The sequence below is a fragment of the Pseudoalteromonas sp. TB25 genome (genome assembly GCF_000497995.1).
GTDB classification, from domain to species: domain Bacteria; phylum Pseudomonadota; class Gammaproteobacteria; order Enterobacterales; family Alteromonadaceae; genus Pseudoalteromonas; species Pseudoalteromonas distincta.
Window position 1 is genome coordinate 1 of the sequence record NZ_AUTI01000218.1, and the last position, 14491, is coordinate 14491.

11 protein-coding genes and 2 pseudogenes are annotated in these 14491 nt (G+C 39.6%); 10 read left to right on the forward strand and 3 right to left on the reverse strand.

The features are described from left to right. On the forward strand, nt 1-1107 hold a 1107-nt coding region (locus tag L652_RS0105935), incomplete at its 5' end, for a molybdopterin cofactor-binding domain-containing protein (protein WP_024596002.1). A 63-nt stretch (nt 1108-1170) separates the two neighbouring features. On the opposite strand, the gene L652_RS0105940 is transcribed toward L652_RS0105935, so the two are convergent. After that, a complete protein-coding gene (locus L652_RS0105940) occupies nt 1171-1368 on the reverse strand; it encodes a CsbD family protein (protein WP_002958133.1) in 198 nt (65 codons plus the stop codon). A 285-nt stretch (nt 1369-1653) separates the two neighbouring features. On the opposite strand from L652_RS0105940, the gene hrpB reads away from it, so the two are divergent. From hrpB to L652_RS0105965, 5 genes and pseudogenes are all read left to right on the forward strand, one after another. Next, a complete protein-coding gene (hrpB, locus tag L652_RS0105945; RefSeq protein ID WP_024596003.1) occupies nt 1654-4080 on the forward strand; it encodes an ATP-dependent helicase HrpB in 2427 nt (808 codons plus the stop codon). Between the two features lie 73 nt (nt 4081-4153). Then, a complete protein-coding gene (locus tag L652_RS0105950; RefSeq protein ID WP_024593532.1) occupies nt 4154-4582 on the forward strand; it encodes a hypothetical protein in 429 nt (142 codons plus the stop codon). Between the two features lie 87 nt (nt 4583-4669). Then, nucleotides 4670-4987 (forward strand): annotated as a pseudogene (locus tag L652_RS01000000123350) (nuclear transport factor 2 family protein); the annotation flags it as partial. 15 nt (nt 4988-5002) lie between these two features. Then, nucleotides 5003-5347 (forward strand): hypothetical protein, encoded by a 345-nt coding sequence (locus L652_RS0105960; RefSeq protein WP_024596005.1) that lies wholly within the window; start codon nt 5003-5005, stop codon nt 5345-5347. A 394-nt stretch (nt 5348-5741) separates the two neighbouring features. Continuing rightward, complete coding sequence (locus L652_RS0105965) at nt 5742-7307, forward strand: diguanylate cyclase (protein ID WP_240915887.1); 1566 nt, start codon at nt 5742-5744, stop codon at nt 7305-7307. Between the two features lie 49 nt (nt 7308-7356). Here the strand turns inward: L652_RS0105965 and L652_RS0105970 are convergent, their stop codons facing one another. Continuing rightward, nucleotides 7357-7572 carry a hypothetical protein gene (locus L652_RS0105970; RefSeq protein WP_002958138.1) on the reverse strand — a complete coding sequence of 72 codons (216 nt, stop codon included), beginning with the start codon at nt 7570-7572 and terminating at the stop codon, nt 7357-7359. Between the two features lie 170 nt (nt 7573-7742). On the opposite strand from L652_RS0105970, the gene L652_RS0105975 reads away from it, so the two are divergent. The 4 genes and pseudogenes from L652_RS0105975 (at nt 7743) to L652_RS0105990 (ending at nt 13002) form a co-directional block, all read left to right on the forward strand. Then, nucleotides 7743-9650: a DUF1800 domain-containing protein gene (locus tag L652_RS0105975; protein WP_024598264.1), complete on the forward strand. Its 1908-nt coding sequence runs from the start codon at nt 7743-7745 to the stop codon at nt 9648-9650. Nucleotides 9651-9659: 9 nt separating this feature from the next. After that, nucleotides 9660-10992: pseudogene (locus L652_RS01000000123355) on the forward strand (DUF1501 domain-containing protein). A 107-nt stretch (nt 10993-11099) separates the two neighbouring features. After that, nucleotides 11100-11813 (forward strand): DUF1499 domain-containing protein, encoded by a 714-nt coding sequence (locus L652_RS0105985; RefSeq protein ID WP_024596009.1) that lies wholly within the window; start codon nt 11100-11102, stop codon nt 11811-11813. A 142-nt stretch (nt 11814-11955) separates the two neighbouring features. After that, a complete protein-coding gene (locus L652_RS0105990) occupies nt 11956-13002 on the forward strand; it encodes an NAD(P)-dependent alcohol dehydrogenase (RefSeq protein ID WP_024596010.1) in 1047 nt (348 codons plus the stop codon). Between the two features lie 75 nt (nt 13003-13077). Here the strand turns inward: L652_RS0105990 and L652_RS0105995 are convergent, their stop codons facing one another. Beyond that, nucleotides 13078-14283: an MFS transporter gene (locus tag L652_RS0105995; RefSeq protein ID WP_024598262.1), complete on the reverse strand. Its 1206-nt coding sequence runs from the start codon at nt 14281-14283 to the stop codon at nt 13078-13080. Nucleotides 14284-14491: the final 208 nt, after the last annotated feature.

Sequence of the window (14491 nt, forward strand, 5' to 3'; positions counted from 1 at the left end):
GCTGCAATGCTTGGCATGGATGAGAGCAAAATTAATGTTCACGTTACTATGCTCGGCGGCGGCTTTGGGCGTAAGTCAAAACCTGACTTTTCAGCAGAAGCAGCTTACCTTTCAATGAAAGTAGGCAAACCTATTCGTGTGCAGTGGACGCGTGAAGACGACATACAACATGGCTTTTACCATGCAGTTTCAGCTCAGCACATTGAAGCATCGCTAGATAAAAATGGCGCTATAGAATCTTATTTACACCGCACCGCGTTTACACCCATAGCATCTACTTTTAAAGATGGTGCAGCCACTCCTATGAGCGGTGAACTGCGCTTAGGGTTTACCGATAACCCAATTAACACACCTAACATGAAGTTAGAAAACGGTGATGCGCAAGCCAAAGCACGAATTGGTTGGATGCGCTCTGTATCAAATATTTTTCATGCCTTTGCTATTCAGTCATTTATTGGCGAAGCGGCGCACAAAGCCGGTCGCGACCAAAAAGACTATTTACTAGACACCATAGGTCCGAGTCGCATTGTTGATGTAACTGAGCAAAATGCCACATACGATAATTACGGTGGCGATAAAGAGGTTTACCCTTTAGATATTGGCAGACTGCGCCATGTTATTGAAAAAGTAGCTGACATGAGTAAATGGGGGCGAGAACTTCCTAAAGGGCGAGGTTTAGGCATAGCAGCACACAGAAGCTTTTTAACTTACGTAGCTACGGTAGTTGAAGTAGAGGTGTCGGATGCTGGCGATTTAAACGTAATTAAATCGTGGGTTGCCATTGATGCGGGTACGGTTGTAAACACCGACACCGTTAAAAACCAAACCCAAGGTGGCTCTATTTACGGAATTACAACTGCAATCAGCGATGGTATTACCTTTGATAAAGGGCGCGTACAGCAAAGTAACTTTCATGATTATCGCGTACCGCGTATGAGCGATTCACCTCTTGAGATTGACGTTGAAATTGTACAAAGCGATGCACCACCAGCAGGGGTAGGAGAGCCATCTACACCAGTTTATGCGCCAGCATTATGTAATGCTATTTTTGCAGCGTGTGGAAAGCGTATTAGGCAGTTACCAATAGGTGACCAGCTAAAAGCGTAACTAAATAACCTACAGCTTAAACAAAAAAACCGCCAAAATGGCGGTTTTTTTAGAAGTTAGCGATTAGTGAGTTTTTTCAAACTCATCAACTTCACGCTCTGCTTCTTCTTTAGATTTACCATACTGCTGCTGGATTTTACCCACTAGCTCTGTACGGCTACCTTCAATTTTATCTAAATCGTCGTCAGTAAGATCGCCCCATTTTTGCTGAGCCTTACCTTTAAGTTCGTTCCAATTACCTTTCATACGATCGCTGTTCATAAGTTTCTCCTTACTTAGATTTAATTAACGTTCAGTATAAAAGGAGCAAGGCGTATACCAATAAGTTAAATTTTTATTTTGCATTTATAATCATGGTGTTATGTTTTTATTGGGGCAGTAATAATTAATTTTTTGAGCACATCCTTAAAAAATGTACAGAGCGGTCTGTAATTATTTCTGATTATGTAACCCTTAATTAAATCCTTTATAACCACATAGCTTTAGCGGCGCGTTTATTTTTGGTTTTTGTTACAATGCACACAAAGCAATTTTGGGTAAATAGCTGTGCTGCCGGTTCAAGACATATATCAACAACTCGTTACTACATTACAAAGTAATCCTATTACGTTATTACAAGCACCGCCTGGTGCGGGTAAATCTACGTGGTTGCCGCTACAACTAATGCGTGACGGGCATTTTAAACGTATTGTAATGCTAGAGCCTCGCCGTTTAGCTGCACGTAATATTGCAAGTTACTTAGCAAAGTGCCAAAACGAGAGTGTTGGGCAAAGTGTGGGTTTGCGGATTAGGGGCGAGAGTAAAGCAAGCGCTAATACGCGCCTCGAAATAGTCACCGAAGGCATGTTAACGCGCATGTTGCAAAACGACCCCGAATTAAGCGATATTGATTTACTGATATTTGATGAATTTCATGAGCGTTCAATTGCAGCCGATACCTCACTTGCCTTTGCGCTCGAGACCCAAAGTGCGCTGCGTGAAGATTTAACCATTATGCTTATGTCGGCAACTCTTGATACTGAGCGTTATACAGCGTTTTTTGACTGCCCTGTAATTCAATCAAGCGGTCGCAGCTACCCAATAGACGAAATATACATACCCATAAAAGATGAAAGCCGCTGGCTTGATGCAATTCCTAACATAATAAAACAAGCACTTAATGAGCAAACAGGCAGCGCATTGGTATTTTTACCTGGGCAATTTGAAATACTACGCGTGCAACAAGCACTGAGCGATTTACCCAGTAACTGCCAAGTTGCAACACTATTTGGCGAGCAAGATAAAGCCAATCAGCAAACTGCTATTGCTCCTGCACCAAACGGCATGCGCAAAGTAGTGCTTACCACCAATGTAGCCGAAACCAGTTTAACTATTGAAGGCATACGCATTGTAATTGACAGCGGCAAGCGCCGTGCAGCGACCTTTAATTTAAAAACAGGAGTTACAGAGCTCACAACACAAAGCATATCGCGCTCGTCTGCTGTGCAGCGTGCAGGGCGTGCAGGACGAATAGAGCCGGGCATTGTTTATCGAATTGGCTCAAAGCAAACCTTCGAGCGACGTAATAGTCACGACAATCCCGAAATACTCACATCAGACATAAGCCAGCTTATGCTTGAGGCAAAGCAGTGGGGAGCCAGTATTGATGAGCTAACCTTGCTCGATAAGCCCACTGAACAACAATGTGAGCAAGCAAGTAACCTGCTTAACATGCTAGAAGCTATTGATAGCAAAGGTAAGCTCACACCGCTTGGCAGTAAAATGTTAGGTTTTGGTGCTGATATTCGTTTGGCGCATATGCTATTAAAAGCACAAATACTTGATGACCAACTCCCTGGTATTTTTAGGCTCGCTATTTATTTAGTGGCATTACTTGAGAGCCGAGTAAATAGTGCAAACGAGTTGAGCTTAGCGCTGCATAGCCAGCAGCAACGTCCGCATCCGGTATTTAAACAACAGTTAAAATATTGGCAAAGCCGCTTAAAAGTAAAAGACGAAAACAGCGAATTAAATACGCATTATATAAGTTTGCTGGTGGCATTGGCATACCCCGATCGCATCGCTAAAAAACGTGGTAATGGTTATTTACTTGCCAATGGTGCTGGTGCTGAGTTAAATGCCGATTACTGGCACAACGACGATTACTTAGCTATAGCAACCATGGGCGGGCACAAAGGTGGGCGTATATTTGCAGCCACCGCGCTTAACCCATTTGAGTTACAAGAATTTTTACCGCATTTATTTAGTGAACTTACTCGTTGTGAGTTTGATGAAAAATCAGCGCGCTTTATTCACCAAGATGAAGTAAAGCTCGGGGCTATAACGCTCAGCAGCCAGCCTAGTAAACAAAAACTAGATAAGAGCGAGCGTGCTAAAGCGTGGCTTAACTTATTTGCTAAACACGGTTTTGCATTATTTAACGAGCAACCTGATGCGCAACAATTGCTGATACGTATGAGCCTAGCAAGTAATTTAATGCCCGATAAATTCCCGCAAATAAACGAGCAACAACTTATTCAAAATGCAGCGCAGTGGCTAGGCGTGTTTTTAGAAGATATTAAAACGCTCACGCAGCTTAAAAAGTTTAACTACTTTGAAGCATTACAAAACTGCTTTGATTGGCAACAACAAACCACGTTAAAAGCTTTGTTACCTTTGCGCTTAACGGTGCCCAGTGGCTCAAATGTAAAAATAGAATACCAACTTGATGGCCCCGCAAAGCTAAGCGTGCGTATGCAAGAAGTTTACGGCTTGACCAGTACGCCTATGCTTGCCAACGGTAGATTGCCATTGCTTATGGAGCTGCTATCGCCAGGTAAACGTTCATTGCAACTTACTCAAGATTTAGCCCACTTTTGGGCTAGCAGTTACCGCGATGTGCAAAAGGAAATGAAAGGCCGCTACCCTAAACATTTTTGGCCAGACGACCCAGCCAACAGCGTTGCAACAAATAGAGTAAAGAGCAAAATGTAATTTGCCGTATTTTATAACTTTATTTACTTTAAATAGTGTGTTTTTATATTAAAAACAATAAGGAATGTTAAAAATGAAAATTATATTTGCTGCTTTACTTTTACTCTCATCGGGTGTCAGTGCTAACAATTACCAAGAAGAAGTTGATAAATTTTTTGAATTGTACTCTGATGAAAAAATAAGCGATGCTGTTGATTCCATTTACGCAAGTAATAAATATGTATCGTCGATACCTGACCAGGTAAAACAGATAAAAACACAGCTATCCTCACTTGATGATCTTGTTGGTGAAATTAATTTCATTAATAAGGTTTCTGATTATAAAGTTGGGGAGCTTTTTGTTCATGTAACCTACCTAGTAACCTACGATAGGCAGCCTATTCGTTTTGAATTTCAATTTTTTAAAGTGAAAGAAGGTTGGAGAATTTATTCAATGTCTTTTGATGACAATATCGATGAAGATATAAAAGAACTAGCAAGAAAAGCTGCGCTAAAAAATTAATGTATTAATAAATTTAGTCGTTTTAGTAAAAATACTTCTTTAGAAAGAATCGTTATGAAGTGCAAGCTAAGCTTTCTATTAATTATATTTCTTAGCCTTTTAGCCCGTGCCGATGATATTGGCAATCAGCATATTCCGTATCAACCGGATGACTCACGTACTCCTGATGGCAAAGAGCAGATGCGCAAAGGTATGAGTTTTTACTTAGGTGCGCACACGTTGTTTGAAAGCACACTGCTTAATACATTTGTGTTTAACAATACAGGCTTTGCTATTCGTTATAAGAGTCATGCAAAGGGCATTCACCCACAAAGTAAGCAGCCAATAGAATACACCTCCACAATGATGGAAGTAATAGAAGTTGAAAACGGTAAAGTGGCGATGATCCGCAAGTATCACGAATAACAAATAAGGATATATATGAAACATTTACTTATCGCACTATCAATATTAATGCTTAGTGCATGCGCTAGTACAAAAAGTGATTTTAGATTTGATGGTTCTACACCTGAGTCAACTCAGGCCGGAGTTAATAAAGTTTTAAAGACATTAAAATCTCAAGATGTAATGCGCTTTATAGGCGCCTTAATTACAATTCAATTTTCTGATGTGCAAAGCGCAGAAGATGTTTTAGGCGACCCAACCATGATGAATGAAATGAATTATTTTATTATTGGTAAAAAAATTGATGGCTTAAATTATTATGAAGTACTGGATCTTGCGAGTACATCTTCATCGAAAGTGGAAGTTTCGGTAGCGAAATAGTTTCAGCTTTTTGCATTACATTAAATGTGTAATACCAATTCGCAATAATACTTAATCATTTTGCGGGGCTAGACGTCTCGCTACCTGCGTTAAAAAATTCTCATTTAGAACAACTAAATAGCTAATTTTTTGCCTAGCTATCAACACGTTTTTCCGCCCTCACAATAGACTACTTAATTAAGCGAATTGGTATAATTTTATGTCTATATTAAATATATTATTGAAAGTGCTAACGTTTTAACGCTATAAAACTTAATAGTAAGCTTTGTTTATACCTGCTCATGAATTTATACTACGCTTTAGTAAGAAGCTAATTATTATAATTTAGATGAAGAAGTCTAAAACATAAAACGTAAGCTACTTTGACTTAATTCTACACGATTAGATAGAGACTATGACATTAAGATTTTTTGTAATAATAGGTACTTTGATTTTAATGTGCTTTGTAACAGGTTTATTAGTTGGGTACCGCTATTTTTTTAGCCTGCCGACTATAAACACTAGTATTGAAGATTATCAAAATCGTGAATTGCTGAGTCTTAAAATTGCGCTTGATAGAGAGTTTATATTTTTAGAAACACTCAATTATGACTACGCCGTATGGGATGACACCTATGATTATATGGCTGATTTTGACGCAGAATATGTAGATTCAAACTTTGTAGGGGATACCTTCTATTCTCTCAAAATTGATGGTGTGTTTATCTACGATGTAAACTTTAATATGGTTTACGGACAAGCGTATGATTATATGAAGCATACGGAGTTTGATGCGCCTGATTTAGATTTACAGGTTAATAAATTAAACCGCGCAATTATTCCTAATCCAAAAGCCTCTGAAGACGACAACAGTTTAAGCCATTCTGGTTTTTTACAAACAGCGGGCGGCCCTATCATGTTTGCATCGCATGTAATAAAGCGAACAGATAAAACAGGTGAGCCTGTTGGTAGTATTGTTTTTATAAAAAAAGTAAGACCGTCGTTGATCAAATCCTTAGCGGAAATTGCACAAGTGGAGCTTAGCTATTCACAAATAGAACACGGTAGTTCTTTAAACGATATTGCGACGCTTAAAGGGAGCCTCCAAGAAGAGGACATTGCCACTCAAAGGAAGAGGGTGATTCTAGATGTAAATGGTAAGCCATTGCTTGCTTTGAACATTAAGCACCATCACCAAACACTGCCAGTTTTATTTGATCATTATTTAAAGCTAATTTTGTTAATGTTTTTTGCAATGTCATTATTAGGTTTTTATATTGTAAATCGTTATTTTATTGAACCGCTTATTAGTGGTGCGTCCGCTATTAATTCAATGTTGGTTAAAAACGATTTACAGCCTTTGAGGTTCACTAATCAATTTTTAGAAATGCGCGTTTTAATTAGCGGTTTTAATGCGTTAATTAAACAAGTAAAAGAGCAAAATTCTAAGCTCGAAAAAATAAGTAAAATTGATGGGTTAACCCAAATTTACAACAGGCGTGCCTTTGATGAAATTATAGCGGCTCAGTGGAAGCAGGCTCAACAGCAACAAAATGCCTTTGGAGTAATATTACTTGACGTAGATCACTTTAAAAATTATAACGATTTTTATGGTCACCAAGGCGGAGACAACGCTTTACAGCTCCTAGCTGGTAAATTACAACAAATGGCAAAGCAAAACACAGGAACAGTTGCGCGCTATGGCGGCGAAGAGTTCATATTATTCTTTAAAGAGCTTTCTTATGAAGAGTTTGTAGATATATCTCAGCAATTGCTTTTGGCGGTTCGGGAGTTAAATTTACCTCATGAAGCGTCGCCTATACGTAAATATTTAACAATTAGTGCTGGGTGTGTATTTGCTACAAAAGAAACCTTAAGTGGTAATAATGTGTCTATCCAATCACTAATTAAAGAAGCCGACATAATGCTCTACGAAGCGAAAAACTCAGGTAGAGATAAAACATCAATCAAATCTGTATAATTTAAGTCAATTATTAAAGATGCATCAGCTGTTTTTTATTATAAAACGCTTAAACCTCTTTCCCGCCATGGCTCTGTGCTAGGTCATCAAGTTCGGCGCAAGTGTAATCAAAACCACTTTCGTCGTATTCGTATGTCACTTTTACACTATCGCCGCCATTAAAAAGTCGTGTTTTTACATCGTTAACCGGCCAGTCTTTGAGCTCGTGTAAAAATCGGTTAGCAACTTGTGATGATTCAAAACAATAGCGAATTTCTGTTTTCATAAATAATAAAGCTCTGGCTGTTTACCCCAGCTGCTAGCGCATTATTAATGGGGCGTTCATGATTCGGTTACAAAAAATAAAGAGTTAAATTGTAAATTTTGTGTTTCAATAAATGCATTAAACTCGGTACACACTAACGTACTTTAATTAACAAATGATGACGACTTTACATGCATTATAAATTTGCTCTTATCGCAAGCTCGGTTTTTATACTAAGCGCTTGCGGTAGTTCAGGCTCCGATGATACGCCAAGCGTTAACGGAAATAAAATCCCCATTTTGTCAGTCGCTGATATTCCTAGTGAATTAAGTAAAGGCCAAACAATTGAGCTAACAGCAACAGCCAGTGATAAAGACGGCACTATTACATCTGTTGTGTGGCAACAAACGCAAGGGCCTGAACTAATTAGTGGGCCTTTAAAGGCAACAACTACTTCAGTAACACTGCTAAATGCGCAAAGTTATAAGCCTGTTGATTATGCTTTTTCGGTAACAGCAACCGATAACGAAGGGGCAAGCAGTGTAAAAACGCTAAGCTTTACTGCACGTAATAATATGGATGACATTAGCGCCGCACGGTTACTACACCAAGCAACAATGGGACCTAAGCTTAGTGAAATACAAAACGCACAAGGTTTAAGCGAGCAGCAATGGCTTGATAAACAAATAGCGCTACCTATTAATTATCACCGTGATTATTTAGTAAAGTTAAATGACGATGATGACTTTAAATACATAAGCCGCATAGACGCATGGTGGAAGGCAGTAATGCAAAGTGACGATCAACTTCGTCAACGTGTTGCATTTGCGTTAAGTGAAATATTAGTAGTGTCGGATGAAAACAGTGCCTTAAGAGGCCAACCTGAGGGCATGATCACTTATTACGATTTGCTACTAAAGCATGCCTTTGGTAATTATCGTGACTTACTCGAAGATGTCACGCTTTCGCCTATTATGGGAACTTACTTAAGCCATTTGGGTAACGAAAAAGCAGACGATGCACTTAATATTCGCCCAGATGAAAATTACGCACGTGAAGTAATGCAGTTATTTACTATTGGCCTTGAAGAGCTAAATCTAGATGGCAGCGCCAAGCTTGATGCACAAGGTAATACTATTGCTACTTACGGACAGGTCGAAATAGAGGGTTTTGCACGCGTATTTACTGGTTGGACGTTTGCCGATAGTGAAACATTTAAGCGTAAAAGTCGTGACTATATTAAACCAATGGAAGCATTTGACGAGTACCATTCTAGTAAACAAAAAACCTTACTAAATGGCGAGGTTATACCACAAGGTTATACAGCAGAAGAGTCATTGCAAATAGCGCTCGATAATTTATTTAACCATCAAAATGTTGCGCCATATATTACTAAGCAACTTATTCAGCGATTAATTACGTCAAATCCAACCCCCCAATACGTTGAACGAGTAGCTAATGTATTTATTGATAATGGCGCCGGTGTACGCGGCGATTTAGCGGCTGTAGTAAAGGCTATATATTTAGATGATGAAGCACGGCATTTTGGCTCAGTGCTTAACTATCAAGGTAAAATTAAAGAGCCTATTTTAAAAACCGTACAGTTTTGGCGAAATCTCGATGCTAAATCTTTGGCTGGTTACTATAAAACATGGAATTTAATAAATAGCTACGGGCAAGGACCCATGCAGTCGGCTTCGGTATTTAACTTTTTTAGGCCTGATTATCAAACCGCAGCTTTGCGAAATGAAGGTATTGTTGCGCCAGAGTTACAAATAGCAAACGATGCGACACTGATTGGCACCATGAACGCGCTTTACGCAAGTTTAGTGTGGAGTACCGCTGAAGCACACAGTGATTTAAATTCAAATGGTATTTATGTTTATATTCAAGACGACATGAATGTTTTAGAGAAAAACGGTGTTAGCGCGCTATTAACTCAGTACAACACGTTATATTTTGCAGGCGCAATGAGCAGTGGCACACGCCAAGCATTACTTGATTTAGATGCCTACTTTAATGAAGAGCAATACCGTGAACGGGTTTCGTATTTATTATATATGATTGCTATTTCACCTGAATTTAACGTGCAGTATTAGGAGCGCATAATGAGCATTAATAGAAGAGAGTTTTTGTCGTTATGTGTAAAAGGCAGCGTATCGGCTGNCGAGCCTGCAATTACAAGCATTAACTGGAGCGACTAATGCCGTTGAGCTAGGTGATTATAAAGCATTAGTGTGTGTGTATTTATACGGGGGGAATGATTCGTTAAATATGCTCGTTCCGCTTGAAGGCGAGCAACGGAGTTTGTACAAGCAAAGCAGGCAAAACCTAGCGGTAGAGAGCCCACTTGAGCTAAGCATTAAAAGCCAGTTTGCAGGTGGCGTAGGTATTCATCCTTCACTTGAACCGATACAAAATGTGTTTGAATCTCAAAATTTAGCATTTATAGGCGGGGTAGGTACTTTACTCGCTCCCACAACATTGAATGACTATAAAAATAAAACAATAGGTTTGCCTAAGCATTTGTTTTCGCATAACGATCAGCAAGCTGCGTGGATGTATGGTCGAGAAAAACAATCACTTAATAGCGGGTGGGGCGCACGACTTTTAGAGCGTTTAGAGTTACAAGATGAGTTTGCAGCTAATGTATCACTCGACGGTACTAATTTATGGCAAACGGGAAGTGCTAGCAATGCATTTGCGCTTAACAAAAGCGGCATTAGTAGTATTAACGCGTTTGGAGGGTATCAACCTCGTAGCGAGCACGTAACCGCTATTATGAACCGCTTACTAGGCAATACGAGCCATCCGTTAAGTACAGCTTATGCCAATGGCTTAACAAGTGCGATAAATAACACTCAAGCAATGAACAGCGCGTTAGAAAGCGCGCCTGCACTTATTACCCCATTTAGCGATAATAGCCTTAGTGAGCAATTTGCCGCAGTCGCTAAAACAATTAGCGTACAGGCAAAGTTGAGTACTCAACGCCAAGTGTTTTTTGTTTCTATGGGGGGGTATGATACCCACGACAACCAATTAACAACGCACCCTGCTTTATTAAATACGTTAGCTCAAGGGTTAAGTGAATTTGATAGTGCGATGAAAGAGCTTGATATGGCTGATAAAGTGACTACGTTTACTATGTCTGATTTTGGTCGCACGTTGACCTCAAATGGCGATGGCACTGACCATGGTTGGGCAGGGAACCAAATAGTAATGGGCGGCGCAGTAAAAGGCGGCAATATATATGGCGAGCTATTAACTCAACATTTGGATGGGCCACAAGATACCGGTGGCGGGCGTTTAATTCCTAGTGTTGCTAATGAGCAGTACTTTGCCACATTGGCTCAGTGGTTTGGTGTGCCAAGCTCTGAGCTTGTTGATATTTTTCCAAACTTGAGTAACTTTGATCACACAACATTGGACTTTTTTGTGTAATTAGTCGCTAATAGTAATCTAAAAGCGCTTGTTAGTAGTATAAGCTACTGTTTAATAGTGCTTAATTGTTTTAATAATAAAAAATCACACAATATAGGAATCATAAAATGAAAGTTTTAGTGAGCTTAGTTAGTCTAATCGCCTTTTTACTCGTCATACTGCCGGGGCCTTTGTATAAATTTGGTATTGTAGAGCTAGGAACTGCGTTTGCTGGTTTTAAATTTGGTGTTTACGCTGGTGGCGCTGCATTGGTGCTACTTATAGTACAAGCGTTATTTATGCGTAAAACGTTAACGCTAAGCAGTGGTGTTATTGCGCTTGTGTTTTCGGTTGTGGCTATTGCTATGCCACTTAACATGATGAACAAAGCTAAAAGCGTACCGGCAATTCATGATATTTCAACAGATTTAGTTAACCCACCAAAATTTGTAGCAATTGCGCCACTTCGTGCTGAAGCACCAAATCCAGTAGAGTACGCGGGTGAAGAAACGGCAGTACAACAACGCAAAGCATACCCTGAACTGGCAACGTTAAGCTTTGCACAATCTAAAGCCGATTTGATGGCAGCAAGCGAACAAGCAGTTAAAAATCTTGGCTTTGCAGTGGTAAGTGCAAATACGGCTACAGGTATTGTAGAAGCTACTGATACAACCACATGGTTTGGTTTTAAAGACGATGTGGTAATTCGTATTAAAGATGAAGGCAGCCAGCGTTTTGTTGATATTCGTAGTAAATCGCGAGTAGGGCGTAGTGATTTAGGAAAAAATGCAGAGCGCATTCATTCAATTATTAATGAACTAAACAGCTTACTTGCAAAATAATTAAATTTAGCGCCCTAGTACTAACGATTGAGCCCAAACACTGTTTGGGCTTTTTTGTGCCTATTTTATATTGTCAGGTTCTATTCACGGGCTATGGACTATGCTGTTGATGATTTAAATTTTTAACCACTATGGAGTTATTATGAAAACAGTAGGATATGCAGCAAAAAGCCAAGGTTCTGAATTGACAGAGTTTTCTTTTGAGCGCCGCGATTTGCGAAATAACGATGTAGAAATTGAAATTTTATACTGTGGTGTGTGCCATTCAGATTTACACGCCGTACGAAATGATTGGGGTGGCAGTGACTACCCGCTAGTACCTGGGCACGAAATTGTTGGTAAAGTTATGTCGGTAGGTAGCGACGTTAAAAAATATAAGCAAGGCGACACAGTTGCTGTGGGTTGTATGGTTGATTCGTGCCAAAGTTGCGATCAATGTGATAACGACGAAGAGCAATTTTGCCGCGAAGGCATGGTTGGTACGTACGCAGGCAAAGACCGCGTTAGTGGTGAAATGACCCAAGGTGGATATTCTAAGCATGTTGTTGTACGCGAAGAATTTGTACTTTCTGTACCAGAAAATTTAGACCTTTCACGCGTTGCACCGCTACTTTGTGCAGGTATTACTACGTATTCGCCACTTCATAAGTGGGGCGTAAAAAAAGGTAGCCGTGTTGGTGTTGTTGGTCTAGGTGGTCTTGGTCACATAGCCGTTAAAAATGCAGTTGCAATGGGTGCAAGCGTTACGGTAATTGGCCGTAGTGAGTCTAAAAAAGATGATGCGGTTAAATTAGGCGCTCAGCACTATTTAGTGTCATCTAATGATGACGAAATGAAAGACTCGCAATCTGCCTTTGACGTCATTATAGATACAGTCCCTGTAAAACATGATTTATCTATTTACACACCGCTACTTGATGTAGATGGTACATTAGTTATTGTTGGCCAAGTTGGTCCAGTGGATGAGCTAAGCACGGTGCCATTATTAATGGGTCGCCGTCGTATTGCAGGCTCACTTATTGGTGGTATTGCACAGACGCAACAAATGCTCGACTTTTGTGGTGAAAATAACGTGCTACCTGAGTGCGAAATGATCAACATTGACGAAATTAACACGGCATACGAGCGTATGGAAAAGTCAGACGTACGATACCGCTTTGTTATTGATATGGCATCGTTAAACGCTTAATTTACTAGGTAAATTAAAAATAAAAGAGCCGCTAATTAGCGGCTCTTTTTGTATTTTAAATTAACTCGAACTCAGTTAATTAGTAGCTTGCGCTGTTGGTTGCTGTTTGTTTAGTTGTAAGTAACTTAATAGCCACATACCCAAACCACCTAAAAACAATGCAGCTGCTACGTAACCTGTTTGATTAGGTGCAGCACCTTGCGCTATTGCTATTCCGCCAACCCAAGGACCTATAGCATTGGCAGTATTAAATGCGCACTGTACTAAGGCACCAATCATAGCGTGGCCTTCGGGCGCAACGTCCATTAAAAGCGTTTGAATCAGCGTAGCCAAGCCCACACTGCAACCAATAAAGAAGATCACCGCGTAAAGAGCCCAAATATTATGGCTTGCCGTTACATATGCAAAGGCAAATACAATAGTACATACAAGCGCAAGGCCAGTCGTTTTAATTGCTGATTTATCGGCAGCTTTACCCAGTACATAGTTACCGAGTGTACAACCGATACCAAACATTACCATTGCGATAGAAATAGTATACGGAGCTGTTTTTGTTACCACTAATATGGTGTCGGCAATGTAAGTATAAATACAAAACACTCCGCCAAAGCCAATAATTACAATACCCAAAATGGACCAAACCAGTTTATTTTTAAGTACGCCAAACTCGTTTAGTAAGTTAGAAGGCTTAGCGTTATCGATACTAGGCACTACTTTATAAACAAAAACAAAAGCAATAAAGGCCAGTACTGCAGCGCCAGCTAAACAATAACGCCAACTTAAATTTTGACCTACAAGTGTAACTATAGGCACGCCAACAATAGTAGCCACAGTTAAACCCATAAACACCTTAGACATAAAGCTTGCACGCTTACCTTTTGGGGCAATATCTGATGCTAATAAAATAGCAGCACCAAAATATGCACCATGAGGTAAGCCACTTAAAAATCTAAATATTACAAGCTGCTCAAGCGACGTTGCCATCGCGCTTAACCCGTTTGAGATAAACATTAAGCTTATAAAAATGAGCAATGCTTTGCGCTTTCTCATATTAGCAGTAGTGAGCATTAAAATAGGGGCGCCAACTACAACACCAATGGCGTAAGCACTAATTGCGTAACCACTTTGTGAGGGCGTTGAGCCAAATGTTTCGCTAATTAGTGGCAGCATAGGCATCATCGAAAACTCAGATAATCCTAAAATAAATGTGCCAAGTGCTAATACGAGTAAAATAGCGGTTCTGTTAAGTTGACTAGATGCCGACGTTACATCTGATGTCATAGATGATCCCTTAAGATTTAATTTTAAAAGTGAAACAGCACAATAAATTCTGAATAGAAAATATTATATGTATGCTTAAATTTTGGTGTGAGAGGGTAGTCTGTGAGAGTGCTATTTTAAGTTAAAAAAAGTACAGAGTCATGCATAAATTAGTGTTTTTGTTAGGTTTTTGAAATGTTAATTAGAAGAAAATACTACTTAAAATTTA